Consider the following 20,008-nt stretch of genomic DNA (forward strand, 5'->3'; position numbering starts at 1 on the left):
CTTCTCGTTTCCATACACCACCTCCGGTTTCATCGACCACCTTAACAAAGTGTCTTTGAAACCGGCAGCAGCCCATAAGACTTGACCTTACAGGGAACGCCGAGCTTGTTCCTCACCATGAAGAAATGCGGAATGCCAGCCGTAGCGAGGTGGACATGCCATGCACCGCGCTTTTGCTTCTCGTAGCCGGCCACACACTGAAAACCGGGGAGATGACGCTTCAAGCGTCGATTGAACTCATTCAAATGGCGCTTGCAAAGGGCCAAATCGGTCATCAGAGCGCGATACGTGAGAGTGATCATGGAATCGGTACCCATGGCCTTGCAAAGATGCCTGACGCGCTTGCGTGCCCTGCGCGCTGAAATCTCCGCGTGACGCTGCAATATCTCATCGGAGTTTTCCTCACGATGACGGGCGATCATCTCCAAGTGGTCCCGAATCGTCCCCTGCGACCAGTCGCACTCGACCCAATCGATACAGCGGCTTGCCGTGGCTTCCATCTGGCCGTTTCCGAGGTCATACGCCTTGACCTTGTAGGAGTCCGAGCCCTGGCCAAGGAAGGCCACAGCGGTGGAAATATCAAACCCGGGGTCATTGCTTGAACGCCCCAAACCATCAATAATACGAATCACGTTTTGAAACTCCTAATTTCAGAACCGGACCCGGGGGCCTGCCAGCCTGCCGGGTCTTTTTTTGGCCGTTTAACCTGTATGCGTCAAAGTGTTATAGGAATAAATTTAGGGGCCGCGCCTGCGCCGGCTGCGCCGGCGCGCGGCGGGCCCCCACCTCACCCGAGACGATGGCGCAGCCGCCCGGGAGGGCCATTCGCAGCCGTAACGCTGGCCCCCTAAGTCTCACGACTTGGGTCCCCTTTGCTTAGCAATGAATTGGTAGAGGTCCATCTCCTCGGGCGAAACGACCTGTGCACGCGGAAGCTCGGAGAAGGCCGCACCATCGACCACCTTTTGACCTGGCTGCGCGAGATCCCGACAGAGATCCAGATCCATATCCATCTTCCCGCCCTCAGTATCGAAACACTTGCAGCGGCCACCGGGGTAGACAACGCAGCCGGAGGGCTTCACGACCTCACCAGAGGCCACAGGAACGCTCAAACCGGGCGCGACAGGGGGTAAGGCAGGGGCGACAGGCGGGAGCGGCTGAGAAGGCGCAGACGCTGGAGCGGTGGCCGTAAGAGTTGAAACGCCCTTGCCGGTCATTGCGCCTTGCATGGTGCTGAAAGCCTTGGGGGCGACGAGAACGAGGCCGAGCGCAGCGAGAACCGGCAGCAAGGCCCACACAGGGACTTTGACCTTGGGCTTGGTGTGCAACTCCGAGGACTCGTAGAGCGCATAGGCCGACCTCGGATAACCCCACTGGGTCATCGTGGCGGCCTTGGTTGACTTGACGTTTTCCGCGCAGCCGTCCCACTCATAGATGGCAGCACGCTGGAGACCCCAAAGGCGGCGGATGTGCTGGTGGCGGTAGACCAGACGACGAATGTTCTGATCGAGCAGCATAGGGTTCTGCGTGACGAAAACAAAATCCACGCCCAGGTGGCGGTGCGTTTCGAGGTGCTTGATCTCGGGGGGAACCTTGGTCCCCATGCCGCGAGGACGAAACCAGCGTTGCACCTCATCGACAAAGATAACGTCCCCGGGCTGACACCACTCCCACCAGTTCCAAATGCCCTGGCCCTCGCTTGGCGTCAAAGTACCGTCATCGGCCTCAACACCCGGAGCGAGCTTTTCATGAGGGATCACAAGGCCCGAGACACCATCCACCAACAGACGACGCTGCACCGGCTTGCCGTGACGCTTGAGAACCCGATTGAGCAACTCTTGCACGAGGGTGGAAATGGCATAGAGCGATTTGCCTGCGCCCGGTGTGCCTGTGACAAGGTAGATCATGGCTAACCCCTGAAAAGAAGCTTTGAGCCGTTCATAACGGTCCAAACAGCGAGACGCCCGACCATCGCGCCGAAAACCAAGCCTACCGCTACAAGCGTTGATGCTGCAAGCGGTAATCTGAGGATTAACGGCCTTGTTCTGGTTGTACCAGTAGGCCGCACCCTCTGCACAGGCGGCAGCGGGTGAACTCTGCCAAGTACCGGCACAAGAACCAGCGTTACTGTTAAAGCAGTACTGATCGACGGTAGCGGTTCCCTGCGCATGGGCTACTTGAACAAGACCCAGGACAAGAAGAAGAGCCCAACGCAGAAGGCAAGTAAGTTGACGTCGAACATGGTTCATTCCTGCCTCGCAGAGAGAAGTTTGTAGAGGCGCTTAACACCCCAAATGATGCAAGCCGCAGTCATTACCGCCGCCCAGATCATGGTCACAGCGGTGTAGTCGTCCGCCGTGGCCTGATAGGGGGCAATCACGAGGGTGCAGGAGCCCCCGCCGCCGCAAGTGATTGCCGTTCCCATGGGTCAGCGACCCAGCAGACGCAGGACCTTGCGCACACCGAAGATGGCAGCGGCCATGGTGATCATCACGGCCAGAACAGCCAGGACGGCCGTCTGAGCATCGGCCACGCCCGCAGTGGCAGCGGTGACGTCGATGGCGGCATGCGCCGGGCCGGACAGCAGGCCCAGCATGAGCGACAGCAGGGCGAAGAACAGGGCATTGATTTTCTTGAACATGAAACACTCCTTGAAGCGGTGTCCCCGAGAAATTCGGGATTGCACCCCATACCCGACGACGTTTCACAACGCTGGCCGGGTACAGGCTGAAATCACGCAGGCTTAGCGGCACCCTGGGGCGCAGCAGCACGCGGAACGGGGATCAGGCCGGTAAGCGTGGCGATCACGTCGCCCTTGTTCTGGCCCCACTGAGCGACTTCCAGAGCGAAGGAGGCCCGGAAAACGCCCTCCTTGACGACCTCAGCGAGCCGATCAGGAATACGCAGACGGCCCACCTTGTCGAGCTTGCCCTCGTCGGTCAGCAGCGCAGTCTGTGCGGTGCGGATGGTGTACTTCGAGCCATCCTTACCGGTCTTTTCCTCGGGGGTATCGACCTTGAGGACTTGAATGGTGCTGGAGAAATTCATATGGATCACCTTTAAGACAGAGTTGAGGTATAGGTACGCAGAGGCGCACCCGTAAACTCACGCGAGTGGGCTTACGGGTACGCCCTGATAACCAAAAGGAGGGATGAAGATGCAGCAGTTAGAACAACAACTGACAGCCATGGCCATACGGGCGCAGATCATCGAGGCCGTAGTTTTTCTCGTGGCGATGTTTGTCCTGTACCTCGTGATCAAGGCAGCGGTACGCGACGGCATCAAGGACTCAGGCATCGTCGAGGCGATCCGGTCGCTGAGGACGCCGGTCGAAGAAACCAAGCTTCCACCAATGAGGGCCGACAGGTAGCGGCTCATGCGATAACCCGAACAATGCGGCAGGGGTGGAAGCGAAAGCCAGTACCAGGGACACGTGCATCGGTATAGAAAAGGCCGGCACGGACGCGTGCGACGCGAGCAGTGGCACCGCCGGGAAACTCAACGACACAACCACGCTTGACGATGCGGGTACGGGTGGAATCGAGATTTGAAGAGGTGCAGACCCCGGGGCCGGACACCACCGGCTGAGCTACCAGCGCGGCAGCATCGTTTGCACCCCGGGGGCCGCGTAAAGCGGGTTTTTCTTGCATAGGTAGCTCCATGAAGTAAGATGGGAAATGGTTATTTCTAACCATGCTAACCATTTTGGTTATCTATCCCCAAATTGGCAAATTGGAGTTATCTATGGAAATCGCAGAATTGATTGCCCTGGCAGCCGTGCGAAGCGGGAAAACTAGGAAAGAGCTTGCGGAAGAAATGGGAGCAACAGGCCAAAAGCTGTCAAAGCTGAGCGCCGGGGAACACAAGCCGAATGCGTCGGAAATTATTTTCCTGGCATCGCAGGCCAAACTGCCACCGCTAAAGACTCTCGCCGAGATTGAGGGAGAGTTGCATCCTGAATTCGCAGCAATCTGGAAAAAGGTAGCGAAGGCAAGCGCCGGGATTACATCACTTTAATAGGGGTCAGGGTCAGTGCCACTTTGGGTGAGACAATTTGAGCGCTAGTGCTGCCGCTGTTGGCGGACAAGTCGGAACGGACCTTGAAGCTGAACTGGTCAGCGCGCGCGCCCACGCGGGTGCGCAGCCAGGGCGTCCACTGCGATGCTTGGTCGATGAACACAGCGGCGCTGGCCTCTGTCACCTGGTCCTGCCGCACGGAGTCATAGACCTGGCGGTCTTGAGTCAGCTGCAGGCCCAAGTCGATGCGGTCCTGGCGGACCTGTAGTCCGGTGGTGGTGCTCTGGGTGGCACCCAGGGCCTGGTAACGCCAAGTTTGTGAAAGGTCGCCGCCGAGCTTGGTCCGCTGGTCATATTGGCGAAACTGGTCGCCTTGTGCCGCATTGGTTGCGTAGGTGAAGTTGGAATACAGGTCCAGCCCATAGTCGGCCACATAGGCATTGACTTGCCACGGCCCCCAGGCATTGCTGCCGTGCGCGTTCCACATCAGGGCGGACAGGTTGGTCTTACCCCCCGTGGTGGCGTCCCGTGAATCGAACTCCCCCATCAAGCCTTGCGTAACGGCACGCTCGGGGATCTGGTCTGTGCCGGTCCAGCTGGCTCGGTAGAGCATACCGGTCAGGCGCCAGCCTTGCTCGGCCGTGCCCTTGCTGTAGCGCATGAACAGATTTTGTTTCGCGAGTTCCTCAGGCACTGACCAGGGACCGTTATACCCTGCTGTCTCTGCTGCCAGCAGCAGATGCCCGGAATCGTCTTCCGGCTTTTTCAGGCCCCATGAGCCCGCTACCAGCAAGCGCTTGTAACCTTTGGAGCCGACCCCGATGGTTGCGAACGAATGGTCTAGTTCATTCACATAGTCGATGTCCACCGCACCCGCGGTGGAGAAGTCACCGTCACGCGCCAGGTAAGGCCCTTTGCGATAAACCAAGTTGTCCACCAGTTCTGGGATCAGGAAGTTGAGATCGGCGTACCCTTGGCCATGGGCATGGGTGCGCTGGTTCACCGGCATGCCCAGCGCAGAAATGCTCACGTCGGTGCCATGGTCCAGGTTGAAGCCACGCAAAAAATATTGGTTGGCCTTGCCATCGCCAGTGTGCTGGGTGACCACCAAGCCGGGCACCGATTCCAGCACCTCGGCCGGACGCGACCATGAGCGACGTTCGATTTGCTCGCGCAGCACGATACCCTCGGTCGCAGAGGGCGGTTTTTCGTCCGGCGCAGACGTGCCGGTGATGACAACCTGCGGCAGTTCGTTCACGCCGGCACAGATGGCACTTGCACCCAGCCCCAACAACCCCACAGCGAGCATTGCACGACCAAGGAATGAAAGACCTTGACGCACGGGCGAACACAGCGCAGTAACTCGAAACATGAAAGAGCCTTTGAGTGTCGTTGGGCTCGGTAATCCAGTTGTCAAAGGCGTGGGCGAGCTTGTCGTCGATAGAGATAACGAAGCGCTCCATGGCACATGCAGAAAATCAATGCACGGTACACACCATGCAGGGGTCAAACGAGCGCACGATGTGCTGCACCGCCACCGGCGTGATTTCCCCGTCCTGCACCGGTGCACCAACCAGCGCCTGCTCCAGCGCCCCAGGGGTGCCTGTGGCATCGCGTGGCGAAAAGTTCCAGGTGGTGGGTGCCACGATCTGGTAGTTGGCGATGCGGCCCCGGCTGGCCACCACCCAGTGGCCCAGGCTGCCGCGCGCGGCTTCGCTCAGGCCCACGCCCGCACCTTCGGTGAACGTTGGCGTAGGCGCGCAATAGGCTTCATTGGCTTGCAATTGATGCAGCCAGCGCTCCATCATGGGCACTACGCGTGCCAGCTCCAGCAGTCGCGAGAGCACCCTTGAGTAGACGGTGCCGCCGTGGCGACTCACGGCGTCGAGTATCAGGGGGTGCGCGCTGGCTAATTGCCTCGCAATGGCACCCGTCTCAATCACGTCGCCTCCCAGGCGCGGCGCTTTGTTCCAGGTGTAGGCCTCCACTTTGTTGATGTCAGGCAGGGTGATGCCGTCCAGCGGGTGCCGTGGTCCTGCCGCGTCCGACAGCCAGGCGTGGGTAGCATCCTCAGTGATGCTGCTCACGTCAAGGACAGACAATGCACCGGTGTCCGCATGCCACACGCCACCCGCCAACTCAAAACCACCTTGCGGTTGCGGATAAGCCCCAAAGCTCAAATAGCGGCCAGGCCCTGCCCCGAGGCTGTCCAGACCGCAGTCTTTCACCATGCTGAGGAAAAGGCGGAAATCGCCACCCCAGGGGTCTTGTGCATGCCAGGCCCACAGCGCTTCTTCGCTTTCCAATGCAGCGATTTGTTCGAGTTGCGCCCCAAATAACTGGCGTTCCAAAAAACTCCGAAACTCACGCACCTTGGCCAACAGGCGTATGCGCTCAGCCACCTCGATGGGGCGGGTTGAACCGCCGGGCTCAATGCTTTGCGTATGCGGCCACTTGCCCGCCAGCGTGCCCAGTAGCGTGAGCCAGCGCTGACGTGCGGCTATTGCCACGCGCGTTTGCTCCCCGGTGTTCGCGGCGAAGCGACGTACTGCCTCGGCATGCCAAGGCTGGAGCGCATACACAGGGCGTGTGAAGTCGGGCATGAAGAATAAATAAAAATGCGTCAGATGGTCGGCCAGGTTCTCAGTAGCCAGAATCACGTTGGTGACGTGCTGGCCATTGGGCGGCATCGAGATGCCGCCCAGGCTGGCCAGTGCCCGCGCGCAAGCCACCGACTGAGACACCGAACAAATGCCACAGATGCGGGGCACATAGACCAACGCATCATGCGGGTTTTTGCCCTGCAATATCTGCTCGAAGCCCCGGTACATGGGGGCATTCACGTGCGCTGATGTGACCCGGCCCTCTTCAATATCAAGAGTGACTTCGAGGTCGCCCTCGACGCGGTTGAACGGGCCAACGAGTAAGCGGGTCATGGCAGATTGATCATTTCAGGCGAGTTTTTCGTGCCACCGGCGCCACCACTAGATGGTCGGCCACGGCGTTGAGCTTGACGCGCCGGGGCGTGGCGGATTTGGACAGCGAGGCCAGCGCCACGAACCAGGCCTTGGGCATGTCGGTGGGCAGGCCAATCGGAATACCGGCGAACTTGGGTGTTTCGTGGAAAGGATGGCCAGGCTCCTGGAAACCCGGCTCGGTGCAGGCGATGCAGGCATAGCCGCCGCGCGTGCAGGAGCCGTCACCATTCCACAGCCGGGTGTTGCAGTCGGCGTGCACCTGCGTGCCCTTGCAACCCATGTGTTCCATCATGCAGCCCAGGTCAGATGGCTTTTCAGCGCTGGCCTTGTATTCGTAATACTCGTTGCGTGTACAACCGTGGTGCACTAGTTGGTCTGCGTAAAAACGCGGACGGCCAAGTGTGTCGAGATCACCTTTGCCAAAGGTTGTGGCGGCTAACGCCATCAGGCTGTCGATCACCCAGCTAGGGTGGGTGGGGCAGCCCGCGATGTTGATTACCGGCAGGCCACTGGTTGAGCGAAACTCAGCCCCCAGCAGACCGCCCAAGCGGGCATCTTCATACTGTAGGCCGCAAGCGTCGGTTGGATTGACGCCGCCAGCGGTCACGCCGCCCCAGGCCGCGCAACTGCCCACCGCCACGACATACCGTGCTTGCTTGGCAAGTCGCTCAACCCAATGGATCATCGGAATGTCCGTGCCTGCCAACACATGAAAGCGACCCGTTCCATGGGGTCCGCGCAGTAAAGAACCTTCAATACACAGGGCATCAAGCCGCAGGCGTCCTGCCACGATCTCGTTGAGTATGTTGATCAGTTCATGGCCGCTTTCCAGCGAGAGGGAGGGGTGCCACATCAGGTGAATGCCCGCGTCGCGCAATTGACCATGAAAATCAGTGGTGTCAGCACACAGCAGCGACATGCTGCAGCCGCCGCACCCGCCAGACTGAAGCCACAGTACATTGAGGGCTATTTGGGGTAATGTCGAATTCGCCATGATCACCCCTCCAATCCGAAGCGGGCCATCTTGCCCCGCAAACCCACGCGCGACAAACCCAACTCCTTGGCGGCGCGTGTTTTGTTCCAGCGGTGGCGCAGCAGGGTCTCCCGCAGCACCATGGCCTCGATGGCATCCAACCGCTCGCTCAGGGTGCCACTGTGCGGCAGGGCTACGGCCTGAGCCCCTGCCTGGTTGGCCGTGGCTAGGCCCGCTTGGCCGTGCAGCACACGCGATGAAAAAGCAGGGGCAGCTACGACATTGTTATCACTGAGCGCCACGGCGCGCGCAATTTCGTTGCGCAGTTCACGGATATTGCCCGGCCAGGGGTAGCCCATCAAGCAGGCCAGTGCCTCATCACTGAGTGTCGCCTCCGGGCGGCCGAGTTCGGCGCCCACTTCACGCACAAGACGGCGCGCAATTGGCGTGATGTCACCCGCGCGTTCACGCAACGGCGGCACGGTGATCGAGACGCCCGCGATACGGTAGAAAAGGTCTTCGCGAAACAGGCCCTCACGCACACGTTGCTCCAGGTCGCGGTGGGTGGCTGCGACCACGCGCACATCCACTGGCACTGCATGCGCAGCGCCGACGGGACGAACCTCACGCTCTTGCAACACGCGCAGAAGCCGCACCTGAAACGCTGGCGAGGTTTCTCCAATTTCATCAAGAAAAATGGTGCCGCCGCTGGCCCGCTGGAACAGTCCAGGGTGATCTTCATAGGCGCCCGTAAACGCTCCACGCTTGTGGCCGAACAGCTCGGACTCGAGCAGTGTGTCGGGAATGGCGGCGCAGTTTTCAACCACGAAGGCGCCGCCTGCGCGTGGGCTGGCATAGTGCACGGCACGTGCCAGCAACTCTTTTCCGGTGCCGGATTCACCCAGAATTAGCAAGCTTAGGTCGTGGCGCGCCACGCGTACCGCCACATCGCAGACGGCGTCAAGAGGGCTGCCGGGCGCACGCTCAATGCGGTCGAAATCGAAGATGCTGCGCGCGCGCGACAGTTTTGCTGTAGCGCGCTGACGCAGCACCGGAGTACTTGTGCGCAATTCGAGGTGCAATCGGTTGGTGTCGCGCTGCAGCGTCTGTGCCTCTACGGCATTGCGCACGGTGGCCAACAGGTGGTCGGGTATCCAGGGTTTGAGGATGTATTGGTAAATACCCGCTTCGTTGATACCGGCAATGATGTCTTCGGAGTCGGTGTAGCCCGAGATCACGATGCGCACCGTGTCAGGCCAACGCTCACGCACTTCCTTCAGGAAGAGAACGCCGGTCAATCCGGGCATGCGCTGATCACACAGTATCACGCTAATGTCGGTGCGTTCCAGCCTCTCGCGGGCCTCGTCGGCATCGCTCGCGGTATAAACAGCGAAGTCTTCGTCAAGCGTGCGGCGCATCGCATCCTGCGAACGCACTTCGTCATCGACTACCAGAACCGTCGGCAATGAATCAGTTGGGTTCATGGACGGTGAACGGCCAGATGACGTGGTGTCCAAGCATGGGGCAGCTTGTGTACAAAGTGGTAGCGTGCCACGTGGAAGCTAGGGTCGAAGCCGTAGAAATTTCTGTACATGCGGGACAATTCTTCTTTGCGGTAGTCAGCTAGTGGCCGGGTTGCCTCGGCATCAGCGCGGGTCTTTTGTTTTTGCAATATCCTACTCTTCAAATTGCAGGCGCCCGCCATTGCCAGGGCGGGTTGAATGACCTCGTGTTCAAAGGCGTCGGGGGCTGTGTCCGTGCAGCGGTCCACAAGACCCAAACGCTGCGCATCAACAGCCGAGAGGGGCATGCGCGACGTCATGATCTTGTGTGCGCGCTCAGGCCCGACGCGTTTGGGAAGCAAATAAGTCCAGTATTCTGAACCGTAGAGGTTGCCCATGTTGCGGTAGTGGGGGTTCAGCACCGCGCCGTTGTGTGCCCACACCTCGTCGGCCGTCAATGCCAGAAACACGCCGCCCGCCCCGGCATTGCCGCGCAGCACCGACACCGTGAGCCGGTCTGTGGTTTCAATGAGTTCTTTGGCTAGATCATCCATCGCATTGATATTGCGCCAGGACTCGTCGGCTGCGCTGCTCTGGGGCCGATGTGCCGCGGCCTCGATGCAGTTCAGGTGGATTCCATTGCTGAAAAAATCACGCCCGCCGAGTAACAGCAGCACGCGCGTGTCACGCTGCTTCACCTGCCGCAAAGCGGCAAGCAGGCGTAAACACTGATCGGTGGACATGGCGCCGTTGTAAAAGTCAAACGACAGACAGCCCACGCGAGCACCCGCAGGCCCGAATTCACGGTAACGTAGCTCCGCCCATTCATCGTCCGCGCGTTCGAGCGGTACAGACCAGACCGGCAGCGTGGCTGCCTCCGCCGCAAATGCCAGAGTCGCCGGAAGCTTGAAAGCCGGCCCATCACCGCAGCCCCGTGCAAGGCGGACCTGCCCAATCCAGACGCCGCCATCCACGGTACGCCGCAGCAGGGCACCATCGCGCTGGGCCACTACGGCACCCACAGCGGCTCCCGCCAGCGCCTGCGGGGCAGTTCCGGTTGCAGGATGCGCATCAAATAAATGGCACGGGTGGCCAAACAACTCGTCCTGGACGCCCGGTTGGCCGTCGGCGCTGCGCAGCCGAGCCAGGATCTCGGAAGTGTCGTGGCGCACCCAATCGATGCGGCGTGCCGCCTGCGGCATGGATGGGCGCCAGTTGTTGCAAAGTGACGCCTGGCTGGCGGCATCTACGGCTTTCGACGGCACAAGCGGGCCGCCTCTAGCGCCAAAGCGCTCCACAGCATGCAGGACCGCCGCCACAGCCGCCTGGGTAACTTCAGACCGATAGAGGCTCCCCTTGCTGGCCGAACGCATATCGAAACTGGCGTGAGCCCAAACCGGGCCTGCATCGAAATCGGCGTTGGCCTGCAACACGGTGACCCCCCACTGTGGCGCCTGCTCCAGCACAGCCCAGTCAAGCGCGGAGGGCCCACGGTCCCCAGGTGGGCCGGGATGCACCACCAGGCACACCACAGAACGCCAGACCGCTTCAGGAATGCGCCGTTTAAGAAACGGCGCGATCAGTAACTCAGGCTGGAACAGTGCGCAGGCCTCTTCGGTCACCGAGTCCGAAATGTCGAGTTCCACGGACAACTGGTGCCCAAGTGCCGTCAACGCCGTAAACAGCCGTTGCGAAAGGCTGTTGAAGCTGTGGCAAAGCAAGAGAATGCGCATGGCGTCAGCAGATGCGCGGCAACTGCTCTCCGCTGAGCCAGTCCACTACGCGACGTCCACCAAACCGGGTGTCCATTTGCACAAAGTGGTGCGGGTCCTCGGTCACGACACCAATGCGCACCGCTTGCGCCCCCAACGGATGGGCGCGCATGGCCAGCAAGATGGCATCGGCACAGTCCGGGCTGCAAATCGCGACGAGTTTTCCCTCGTTGGCGATGTACAGAGGGTCCAGGCCCAGCAGCTCACAGGCTGCATCCACCTGCGGTAGTACCGGTATAGCAGCCTCTTGGATCACCATGCCCACACCGGACTGCCCCGCGATTTCATTGAGCGTGGTGGCTAGACCCCCGCGCGTCGGGTCGCGCAGCACGCGCAAACCCGCTGCTGTTGGCGCCGCTCTCAGCATGGCCGCCACAAGCGTGTGCAGAGCGGCAGTGTCTGAGGTGATGGTGGTGGCGAACTCAAGCGACTCGCGTTGCGACAGCACCGCCACGCCGTGGTCACCAATGGTTCCCGACAGCAGCACGACATCGCCTGAGCGCGCGTTGGACCCAGATATATCAACCCCCGGCCCCACCACGCCAACGCCCGTGGTGCTGATGAACACGCCATCGCCCTTGCCCCGCTCCACCACTTTGGTGTCGCCGGTGATGACCGGCACGCCCGCCTCCCGCGAGGCCGCCGCCATGCTATCCACGATGCGTTTGAGTTCGGCCAGTGGAAAACCTTCTTCAATGATGAAGCTGGCCGCCAAGTACAAAGGCTGCGCACCCGACATGGCTACGTCGTTGATGGTGCCATGCACGCTCAGGCAACCGACATCACCCCCCGGGAAAAACAGGGGCGACACCACGTGGCCATCCGTGGCCATCACCATGCGCCCACCCACGGGAATTGCGAACGAGGCACTATCGTCACCCTGGCGCAAATAAGGGTTGTCCAGTGTGGCCACAAACAGCTCTTCAATCAGCTGGGCTGCAGCACGCCCGCCTGCGCCGTGGCCCATGTCAATGCGGCCATTTTTGATATCAAGCGGACGGATGTAGTTTCTTTTGACCATGTTGCTCACGCTGCCTCTGCCACGATGGCGATGTCGCGAAAACGTCCATACGAATAGTGCGCAGCACAGGCGCCTTCGCTGGAAACCATGCACGAGCCCACCGGGTTTTCCGGCGTGCACACCGTGCCAAAAATCTTGCAGTCGGTGGGCTTTTTTACGCCGCGCAAAATAGCGCCGCATTCGCAAGCTTTGTTGTCCGCCACTGGCTTGTAATTGAGCGCAAACCGTCGCTCGGCATCAAACTGGGCGAAGGCTGGCCGGATCTTCAAGGCACTGTAAGGTACCTCGCCCAAGCCGCGCCATTCGAAGCTGGCGCGCAGCTCAAACACTTCCGAGACCAGTGCTTGGGCATTGCGGTTGCCGTCGCGGTCAACCGCGCGCGTAAACTCGTTTTCGACTTCGTAACGCCCCTCGTTGACCTGGCGCACCAGCATCAACACCGCCTGCATCACATCAAGTGGCTCGAATCCCGCAATCACAACCGGCTTGCGGTACTCCTGCGCAAAATGTTCATAGGGTCCTGAACCAATGACGATGCTCACATGCGCCGGACCGATGAAACCATCAAGCGGTACCGTGCCAAATTGACGCACTTCAGGCGATTCCAGGATGTGCGTGATGGCCGAGGGCGTGAGCACATGGCAGCTCAATACGGTGAAATTTTCCAGGCCCTGGCGCTGTGCGTCACGAATGACCAGTGCGGTGGGTGGCGTGGTGGTCTCGAACCCAATCGCAAAAAATACCACCTCACGCTCAGGGTTCTGGAGCGCGATGGTCAATGCATCGGCGGCGGAATACACCATACGGATGTCGCCACCACGCGCCTTGGCCTTCACCAGTGACAGGCCATTGGATGCCGGCACACGCATGGTGTCGCCATAGGTACAGACGATAGCGTTGCGCTCCAGCGCCAGTTCTATGGCCAGGTCAATGCGGCCAATCGGTAACACACATACTGGGCAGCCTGGTCCGTGAACCATGCGCACGTTTGGCGGAAGAAGTTCGGCGACACCGTATCGCGATATCGCATGGGTGTGGCCGCCGCAGAATTCCATGAAGCTGTAGCACTTGCCGGGCTTCACTTCAGCAGCAAGGCGCTCTGCAATCTTGCGGGCAATATCGCCGTCTCGGAACTCGTCGATGTATTTCATGGGGTTGCTTCCTGCGGCTGGTTTGCGTGCACGGCCATCTCGCCAAACAGTGCGAGTGTGCGTTCGGCTTCCTCCGGATCAATGCGCCCGATGGCGTGGCCCACGTGAACGATCACGTAGTCGCCTACGGCGACGCCGGGCACAAGCGCAATGGAGATTTCCTTGCGAATGCCTCCGAGGTCAACGACGGCTTGGTCGTTGGCTAGCAGCTCGACGAGTTTGGCTGGAATGGCAAGACACATGACAGACTTTCGATTTCTTGTTGAATAGGGCGAACATTCGTTGGCGTGTGCGCAGGGGCGGCAACGCCATGCGCCGCGACCCAGGCCTGACCCAGTGCGAGCCCGGCATCGCCACATGATTGAGTTCGCGGCATGTGCACACTCATGCCGCGCTGCTGCAGGCTGGATGTAACGCGGCGCGTGAGCACGGCGTTCAAAAAACATCCCCCGCCCAAGCACACGGTGTGCGCGCCCGTTTGTTTTGCGGCCAGCGCGGCCCAGTCGGCCAGCGCATCTGCCAGTGCAAGATGGAACCAGGCCGCAGCCGCTGGCACATCTGGAAGATCAGCGGGCGTGACCAGAAGTGGCTCCAGCAGCGTACGAATGTCGAGTCGTTCCAGGCAGAGTGTGTCCACACCGTGCCGGACGGTTGGCGGATCGTTTTGGCTCAGCCAGACTTGAGCCTTTTGCTCCAGCGCGATCGCGGCCTCGGCCTCATGAGTCTGGCGAACGCTAAGGCCCAGGGCTCCGGCGGCAGCGTCAAACCAGCGACCAGTGCTGCTGGTAGATGGGCAGTTTATGCCGCGCTCCAGCATTCGCTGAACCATGCGGGCGGCAACATCGCCCACCACCGGCGCGAACCGTTGACCTATTTCCTGGGTGTGGCCCAACGCGTGCAGCGCAGAGGCCGCCATGCGCCAGGGTTCGCGCGCCGCTACGTCACCCCCAGGCAGCGCCAGCGGCCAAAGATGGCCCAGGCGCCGCCAGTCACCTGGCGCCACCCACAAGAGTTCTCCGCCCCAGGCTTTGCCGTCTGTACCGAGGCCGACACCATCCAGCGCAAGACCGATAACGGGTTCCTGCAGAGCATGTTCAGCCATCACTGCCGCGATATGCGCATGGTGGTGCTGCACACCGATGGCGGGCACGCCTAGTTCATGCGCCAGGCTAAGGCCCAAGCGGGTGCTGTAAAAATCGGGATGCAGATCATGGGCCACCGCCGCCACTGGACGCTGCGCGTGGCGCAGCAGTGAACGGGCGGAAAGCTCCAGCGCCCGGCACGCGTCGGGATGGCTCAAGTCACCGTGCAGCGCCGACCACTGCAGCCTGCCTGGCGAGAGCAAGCACGCGGTATTTTTGAGCCACGCACCACAGGCCAGCACCGTGGGCAAGTTGCCATGCATCACGCGGGTGTCGGGTTGTGGGTTTGTTGCTCGGCACCGGCGCTGCGCAACCGGGCCAGCTCGGCTTCCAGATAGGCCATGCGTTGACGCAACACGTCGTTTTCGTCCGCCGGCATCATGGCAGCACCCAGCCAGCTCAGCCATGCGTCCATCCCTTCTCCGGTGGTCGCCGACAACTGCAGTATCTCGATGGTCGGATTGACGCGACGCGCGAGTTCAATGCAACGCTGCACGTCGAAACGCACATGCGGCAGCAGGTCGATTTTGTTGAGCACCATCAACTGCGACGCGGCAAACATGTCGGGGTATTTGAGCGGCTTGTCTTCGCCTTCGGTCACCGACAAAATAGCCACCTTGGCAGCTTCACCCAAGTCCCAGATGGCGGGGCACACCAGGTTGCCAACGTTCTCAATGAACAGCATGCTGTGTGCGTCTGCATGCGAGTGGTTGTGGTCATGGTTGCCTGCATCAGGGTGCTGATGCAATTGCGCAAAAGCTTGTGACACCATGGATGCGTCAAGGTGGCAGCCCTTGCCGGTGTTGATTTGTACGGCCGGTGCGCCGGTGGCGCGGATGCGGTCAGCATCAAGACTGGTTTGCTGGTCGCCCTCGATCACGGCCACGCGCAAGCCCGGCTGCCGGACTTTCAACGCTTCGATGGTCGCGCAAAGCAAGGTGGTTTTTCCTGAGCCGGGGCTGGAGACCAAATTCAAGGCGGTGACTCCGTGTGCCTTGAAGTGATGACGGTTTTGACTGGCAATCCGGTTGTTCTCACCCAGAATGTCTGTTTCCAGCTTGATGGCGCGTGCCTGGCTCATGCCGGGCACCGAAACCCGAGCCGCACCTGCACCGAAATGCAAGTCACCGTTACGAGGGTCAACATGGACATGGGCATGGTCTTGTTCAGGTGGCCGGCCTTGTCCATGCTCGTGGGCGTGGCCATGGCCGTGCTCATGGGGATGGCCGCCGTTATGCCCGTGGCCATGAGAATGCCCATGTGCGCCATCATGCGCAATTACCGTGCCTGAGGTGGCGCAACCGCAAATTACACACATCTTGTTATCTCCTTGTTTGTCATGTCAGTTATCTTCCACCAGCATATCCACCACGCGCAGCTCAGTGCCACCCGTGGGTTGAAGCTGGTAGCGGCCACAAACCGGGCAAGCGTCGCCACGTTGCCCGATCATGACCGACTCACTGCAGGGCATGCACCAAGCTTGGCCGGGCGGCTCGTCAATGTCAAAGCGAGCATCCTGCAGGCAGGTTCCTGGCGCCAATGCCTCGAGCGCGAACCGCAGGGCACGTGCTTCGACACCAGCAAGTTGTCCCGCTTCGAGCCGAAGCAGGGTGACGCGGTGAAACCCTTCGCGAACCGCGGCGTCTTCCACCAGTTTGAGAATACCCCCCGCCAGACTGGCCTCATGCATGGAAACCCTCCGGTGATTGATTGGCGAGCCCGCTCGGTTGAGTAAAGAATTCATGTTTCACACAGGGATCGTAGGCGCTCAGGAGAAGATTGACCTCGCGGTAAACATCTGGGTTGGTGGAAGGGTGCAGGTATTCAAGGGCTTGCGCGACTGCGCCGTGGGGGTGGAAATTCCATTCTGTTGGGGCAAGCACTTGACACGACACCACCCGTGCATCGTGGCCCGTACCGTCAAGTTGAACATGGTGAACCAGCAGGCCACGAGCCATTTCGACCCAAGCCATTCCGGTCAGCGAGGCTGATGTCATGCTGCCCACCGCCAGCCATTGCGCGCCACTGCGTGCAGGTTCGTCGGCCAACGCGAGGCGCACCAACTCTGCCAGGCGCGAACCCAGGCGTAGCCATGGGGTGTTGATCAACTCAGGTCGGGTCTGGTGCAAGCGCGTCCAAGGCCCGGTTTCAGCACACTCGGCGCGCCACAACGGTTGGCGGCTAAAGCCGGGCTCCCGGTGCAAGGAGTCGGCCAGCACCCTCAAATCAGTCGCGCTGGCATGCACGCGCAAAAATGATGCTGCGGGCGTCACTTTGTCTACCAGCGCTCGGGCCTGACGCAACAGCCGTGGCAGCCAGAGTTCGGTGCCCTCGCTCCATGAACGCAACCATGCCGCCGGGCTTTTTTCCCAATGCGTTAACCATTCTTGCGCAGGCAAGCCAAGCACATGCACAGACAACCAATGCTGAAGGCCATGCCACGGCTCATTGTGCGATGCACCCGACGGCGGTGGTGCCTCTGCGCCAAATACTGGGCACAGTTGCAATGCAGTATGGGCTTGCAGCCTGACTTGATCGTATGCAAGCGTGGACGCCAGTTGCGCCGGCCAATCCAGCCCAATGCGGCGCACATGTTCGCGCAGGGTTTCCCGTTGCAGGTCTTTGGCAGCGGTCGTCCCAGCAGCGGGCGCTAGGCTTTGGGCCGCAGCCACTGCCATCTCCGCGCATAGCCGGTGTGCATGACCGCACAGGCTAAAAAGGCTACCAAGCCTGGTCGGTAATGAGGCTGCCGGCACCCCACGGGTGAGCAGGGCAGCCCAGTCGCGTCGGGTACTAATCAAATTGTGCGGGCGCGGCTGGCCTGGCGTTACACGCAGCACCCCAGCAAGGTCATCCGATCGCAACAAGCTCATACCGTACTCCCGGAGGACGGTCGACGACCAAAAAGGAAGGTCCGGCGCGCCGCCAGGTCGGATGGTTTGGCCTGTGCTACGGCCTCTTTGGCCGGGGCAGCCGTGACCGGAGCTGGAGCCGGTGGTTGGCGCAACTCCGCCAAAACCGCTTGGGCTGTGGCACACGCCGCCGCATGGTCAGTGAATTCGAACATGGGTGAAAAGAGCGAACAGGCTTCGTAACTGCCAAAAGTGGGTTCATAGCTCGCGATGAAATCAAAATTTTTGACCCCAACACGGTGGGAGCGACTGCTCCCTGCCGTACCTGGCTGATCGATGCGCTCCAAAGGGAGCCAGACCAGGTTCATAAACCATGGGGTAATCAGGATGCCTACTGCACTCACCTTTTCGCTGGCTTGGGCCAAGGCGCCGGCTGGCGTTGGAGCCGCTACAGGGGCTGAATGGGCTACAACAGTCTCGCACAGTTCAAAGCCCAGAGCCTCAACACGTAGTGCCGGGTTCAAAATTGGCACACCCGCCATGCGCGTCCGGCCCACGTTCTCGAACAAGGCCGTCAACGCGTCGATGCGGGGCGTTAGCGTTGCGGGTGTGATGGCGCCCATGTGCAAATACGCTCAGGTGGCGTCCACCAACACCATGAACTGATCGGCGTCCCCATCGCACACGGGGCAGCGCCAGTGGGCAGGCAGGTCGCTAAACGCGGTGCCCGGATTCACCTGCCACACTGGATCGCCCTGCGCTGGGTCATAGACCCACCAGCAAATCTTGCACTCCAGCCGGGCGGCAGCAGGCAACTGCGCACTGTTGCCAAGGTAACTGCCTTCAAAGCGGGGCCCGCTGGAGGAGATCATGCGTGCTCCACCCATTCAAGCACTTCCTTGAGGCGTTCATAGGAATCGTGCAAATCTTCAGGTGCGGCCAGTGCCACCTCCGGTATCCCGGTGACCTCAACGGTGTTGAGGATTACCAAGTCTTGCGAGTTGTAGTAGACCACGCGCCAGCAATTGGGTGTGCAGGTGTTCGTGATGCGACAGTTGCCATACCCCCGCGAGAGAATCAAGACCCGGCCTGTGCCCAGATGATGGTCGAGAAAACCGATGTCTTCATTGGACATGGGCAGCAATGTGAGGTTCACCACGTGCGGGGGCTGGCCCGGCCGCCAAGTGCGCCACTGCTCCTCAATCTCGGCCAGTAGTGAAGGTGCATTCTGCACATTGGGGGGCAATGCGCCCTGCCAGCGTGGCACGGTGGGCCAGACGTCCTGCTGAGCGGCAGTCTTGAGTACCTCAGGTACAGCGCCCAGTTCCAGAGTGTCTGCTGCCACAGCACCGTTGACGGACTGTATGACGCGCCAGACACCGGCAAAGACCGACTCCTGCACGCTCAACTCAACCTGAGACTGCCCCGTGCCGGTGTCTGTGCCTTTGACTATTGCGCTGACTTCGCCTTCACCGAGCACCTGATTGATTAGCTTCAGATCGGGCAGCGACAAATGGCCCAAATCAACGCTGCGATTGGGGCCGCCGTGGCGAACTTCCTCAAGCAGCGCTAATGCCTCGCGCAGAGCGACATGCGCACCTACGCGTGCCGCAATTTCTTCGGGCTCAGGTAACGCGGGGGGGCGGAAGGTTTCCATGCCCTGCGGCATAGGCATGTAATCCAGAATTTCATCCTCGACTTGGCTGCCGGGACCGATACTGACGACAGGAATGGGAAAGTCTTTCATCACACACCTTATTAGTGACAGGAAGTGCCAGACGCGGCGGCGTTGACCACGGGAATGCCAATCGTTGGCGCACGAGACACGGGCATGGCCAAGGCCCTGGCCATCTCTTGTACATACTCGTCCCAGTCGTGCATGCCGCACAGTGTAGTGACGTACTGGCCATCGCGCAGAAATAAAAGCGTGGGCCAGCGTTGCGATCCGTACCGTAGCGCCAAAGCCTGCTCCAACTGGCGCGGCACCACGGCCACTTTGAAGCGTCCGGGGAAACAGCGTTGCAATTCTGGCAAAACCACGGCGACATCCAGACCTTCCGGAAACTGCACCGGGTCACCGGCAAATAGCACGACGCGGTCACCGCCTTCGGCCGCCCACGCATCAATGCTGGTTTCATCAACCCAGGTTGCGCCGTGAACAGTGACCAGGCGTTCAATCAAGGGTGAGGTTTCTGGTGCCGATCGAGGTGGTTGAACGGGCAGTTTTACAAGGGCTTCGCTGCCCACAGCGTCAACGGTTTCAGTGTTCAAGAGACGTCTCCAAAGGTTGTTGTTGATGCGTACCGGACAGCGCCAGAATCTGTTCCAGGCTCATGGCCGAAGGCAATGCAAAGCCCACACTGATATCGTGGCTCTCGCCATGAAGCGCAGCTTCCATAAGGTCAAGCGTGGCATTGATTTCCTGTGCTCGCTCAATACTGATGCGCTCTTGCGCGCTGTCGATAAAAATGAGAAGCCATTCATCGAGCGCTACCGCGCCCACCAGAGCTGTGTTCACGCGGCGCAGGTCACCACGGCCGGTGCACCGGGCATGACCTGGTTCGACGGCGACAACTTGCATGGGAATACCGATACACATG

Annotated in this window: 23 protein-coding genes; 2 read left to right on the forward strand and 21 right to left on the reverse strand. The window is 60.5% G+C overall.

The window, feature by feature from the left end; translation table 11 throughout:
- Positions 1-41: 41 nt before the first annotated feature.
- From AC1RRP_RS05850 to AC1RRP_RS05865, 4 genes are all read right to left on the reverse strand, one after another.
- A complete protein-coding gene (locus AC1RRP_RS05850; protein WP_493034189.1) occupies positions 42-632 on the reverse strand; it encodes a rolling circle replication-associated protein in 591 nt (196 codons plus the stop codon).
- Positions 633-854: 222 nt separating this feature from the next.
- A complete protein-coding gene (locus tag AC1RRP_RS05855) occupies positions 855-1,907 on the reverse strand; it encodes a zonular occludens toxin domain-containing protein (protein ID WP_493034191.1) in 1,053 nt (350 codons plus the stop codon).
- A 521-nt stretch (positions 1,908-2,428) separates the two neighbouring features.
- The gene (locus AC1RRP_RS05860; protein ID WP_493034192.1) at positions 2,429-2,641 is read right to left on the reverse strand and encodes a hypothetical protein; all 213 of its coding nucleotides are present in this window, start codon (positions 2,639-2,641) and stop codon (positions 2,429-2,431) included.
- Positions 2,642-2,733: 92 nt separating this feature from the next.
- Complete coding sequence (locus AC1RRP_RS05865; RefSeq protein ID WP_322271644.1) at positions 2,734-3,048, reverse strand: hypothetical protein; 315 nt, start codon at positions 3,046-3,048, stop codon at positions 2,734-2,736.
- A 109-nt stretch (positions 3,049-3,157) separates the two neighbouring features.
- Here AC1RRP_RS05865 and AC1RRP_RS05870 point away from each other — a divergent pair, with 109 nt between their 5' ends.
- A complete protein-coding gene (locus tag AC1RRP_RS05870) occupies positions 3,158-3,370 on the forward strand; it encodes a hypothetical protein (protein ID WP_322271645.1) in 213 nt (70 codons plus the stop codon).
- A 374-nt stretch (positions 3,371-3,744) separates the two neighbouring features.
- Positions 3,745-4,017: a hypothetical protein gene (locus AC1RRP_RS05875; protein ID WP_322271646.1), complete on the forward strand. Its 273-nt coding sequence runs from the start codon at positions 3,745-3,747 to the stop codon at positions 4,015-4,017.
- Here the strand turns inward: AC1RRP_RS05875 and AC1RRP_RS05880 are convergent.
- The 17 genes from AC1RRP_RS05880 to AC1RRP_RS05960 all read right to left on the reverse strand — a co-directional run bounded on the left by AC1RRP_RS05880 (position 4,004) and on the right by AC1RRP_RS05960 (position 20,007).
- Positions 4,004-5,275 (reverse strand): TonB-dependent receptor plug domain-containing protein, encoded by a 1,272-nt coding sequence (locus AC1RRP_RS05880; RefSeq protein ID WP_322271648.1) that lies wholly within the window; start codon positions 5,273-5,275, stop codon positions 4,004-4,006. The two genes, AC1RRP_RS05875 and AC1RRP_RS05880, sit on opposite strands and share 14 nt — an antisense overlap.
- 220 nt (positions 5,276-5,495) lie before the next feature.
- A complete protein-coding gene (locus AC1RRP_RS05885; protein WP_322271649.1) occupies positions 5,496-6,953 on the reverse strand; it encodes a nickel-dependent hydrogenase large subunit in 1,458 nt (485 codons plus the stop codon).
- 10 nt (positions 6,954-6,963) lie between these two features.
- A complete protein-coding gene (locus tag AC1RRP_RS05890; RefSeq protein WP_322271650.1) occupies positions 6,964-7,989 on the reverse strand; it encodes an NADH-quinone oxidoreductase subunit B family protein in 1,026 nt (341 codons plus the stop codon).
- A 2-nt stretch (positions 7,990-7,991) separates the two neighbouring features.
- The gene (locus AC1RRP_RS05895; RefSeq protein ID WP_322271651.1) at positions 7,992-9,452 is read right to left on the reverse strand and encodes a sigma-54-dependent transcriptional regulator; all 1,461 of its coding nucleotides are present in this window, start codon (positions 9,450-9,452) and stop codon (positions 7,992-7,994) included.
- Positions 9,449-11,203, reverse strand: a complete 1,755-nt coding sequence (locus tag AC1RRP_RS05900) for an enoyl-CoA hydratase-related protein (protein ID WP_322271652.1) — start codon at positions 11,201-11,203, stop codon at positions 9,449-9,451. Before AC1RRP_RS05900 ends, AC1RRP_RS05895 begins: the two co-directional genes overlap by 4 nt.
- Before the next feature lie 4 nt (positions 11,204-11,207).
- Positions 11,208-12,263 (reverse strand): hydrogenase expression/formation protein HypE, encoded by a 1,056-nt coding sequence (gene hypE, locus AC1RRP_RS05905; RefSeq protein ID WP_460488263.1) that lies wholly within the window; start codon positions 12,261-12,263, stop codon positions 11,208-11,210.
- Between the two features lie 5 nt (positions 12,264-12,268).
- On the reverse strand, positions 12,269-13,414 hold the full coding sequence (hypD, locus tag AC1RRP_RS05910) for a hydrogenase formation protein HypD (RefSeq protein ID WP_322271655.1): 1,146 nt from the start codon (positions 13,412-13,414) through the stop codon (positions 12,269-12,271).
- Positions 13,411-13,656, reverse strand: a complete 246-nt coding sequence (locus tag AC1RRP_RS05915; protein WP_322271656.1) for a HypC/HybG/HupF family hydrogenase formation chaperone — start codon at positions 13,654-13,656, stop codon at positions 13,411-13,413. The genes hypD and AC1RRP_RS05915 overlap by 4 nt, the downstream gene beginning before the upstream one ends.
- On the reverse strand, positions 13,617-14,819 hold the full coding sequence (locus AC1RRP_RS05920; protein WP_322271657.1) for a Kae1-like domain-containing protein: 1,203 nt from the start codon (positions 14,817-14,819) through the stop codon (positions 13,617-13,619). The genes AC1RRP_RS05915 and AC1RRP_RS05920 overlap by 40 nt, the downstream gene beginning before the upstream one ends.
- A complete protein-coding gene (gene hypB / locus AC1RRP_RS05925) occupies positions 14,819-15,874 on the reverse strand; it encodes a hydrogenase nickel incorporation protein HypB (RefSeq protein WP_322271658.1) in 1,056 nt (351 codons plus the stop codon). Before hypB ends, AC1RRP_RS05920 begins: the two co-directional genes overlap by 1 nt.
- Positions 15,875-15,898: 24 nt before the next feature.
- The gene (locus AC1RRP_RS05930) at positions 15,899-16,246 is read right to left on the reverse strand and encodes a hydrogenase maturation nickel metallochaperone HypA/HybF (protein WP_322271659.1); all 348 of its coding nucleotides are present in this window, start codon (positions 16,244-16,246) and stop codon (positions 15,899-15,901) included.
- Positions 16,239-17,228, reverse strand: coding sequence for a hypothetical protein (locus AC1RRP_RS05935; RefSeq protein WP_493034202.1), 990 nt, complete (start codon positions 17,226-17,228; stop codon positions 16,239-16,241). The genes AC1RRP_RS05930 and AC1RRP_RS05935 overlap by 8 nt, the downstream gene beginning before the upstream one ends.
- A gap of 197 nt (positions 17,229-17,425) precedes the next feature.
- Entirely contained in the window at positions 17,426-18,031 is a 606-nt protein-coding gene (hybE, locus tag AC1RRP_RS05940; protein WP_322271661.1) for a [NiFe]-hydrogenase assembly chaperone HybE, read from the reverse strand.
- 12 nt (positions 18,032-18,043) lie between these two features.
- On the reverse strand, positions 18,044-18,280 hold the full coding sequence (locus tag AC1RRP_RS05945) for a rubredoxin (RefSeq protein ID WP_322271662.1): 237 nt from the start codon (positions 18,278-18,280) through the stop codon (positions 18,044-18,046).
- On the reverse strand, positions 18,277-19,155 hold the full coding sequence (locus tag AC1RRP_RS05950) for a hydrogenase expression/formation protein (protein WP_322271663.1): 879 nt from the start codon (positions 19,153-19,155) through the stop codon (positions 18,277-18,279). The genes AC1RRP_RS05945 and AC1RRP_RS05950 overlap by 4 nt, the downstream gene beginning before the upstream one ends.
- Positions 19,156-19,166: 11 nt before the next feature.
- On the reverse strand, positions 19,167-19,679 hold the full coding sequence (locus tag AC1RRP_RS05955; protein WP_493034206.1) for a hydrogenase: 513 nt from the start codon (positions 19,677-19,679) through the stop codon (positions 19,167-19,169).
- Positions 19,669-20,007, reverse strand: coding sequence for a HypC/HybG/HupF family hydrogenase formation chaperone (locus AC1RRP_RS05960; protein WP_322271665.1), 339 nt, complete (start codon positions 20,005-20,007; stop codon positions 19,669-19,671). Before AC1RRP_RS05960 ends, AC1RRP_RS05955 begins: the two co-directional genes overlap by 11 nt.
- Between the last annotated feature and the right edge of the window lies 1 nt (position 20,008).

The organism is Hylemonella sp. GW821-FHT12C09 (genome assembly GCF_058807395.1).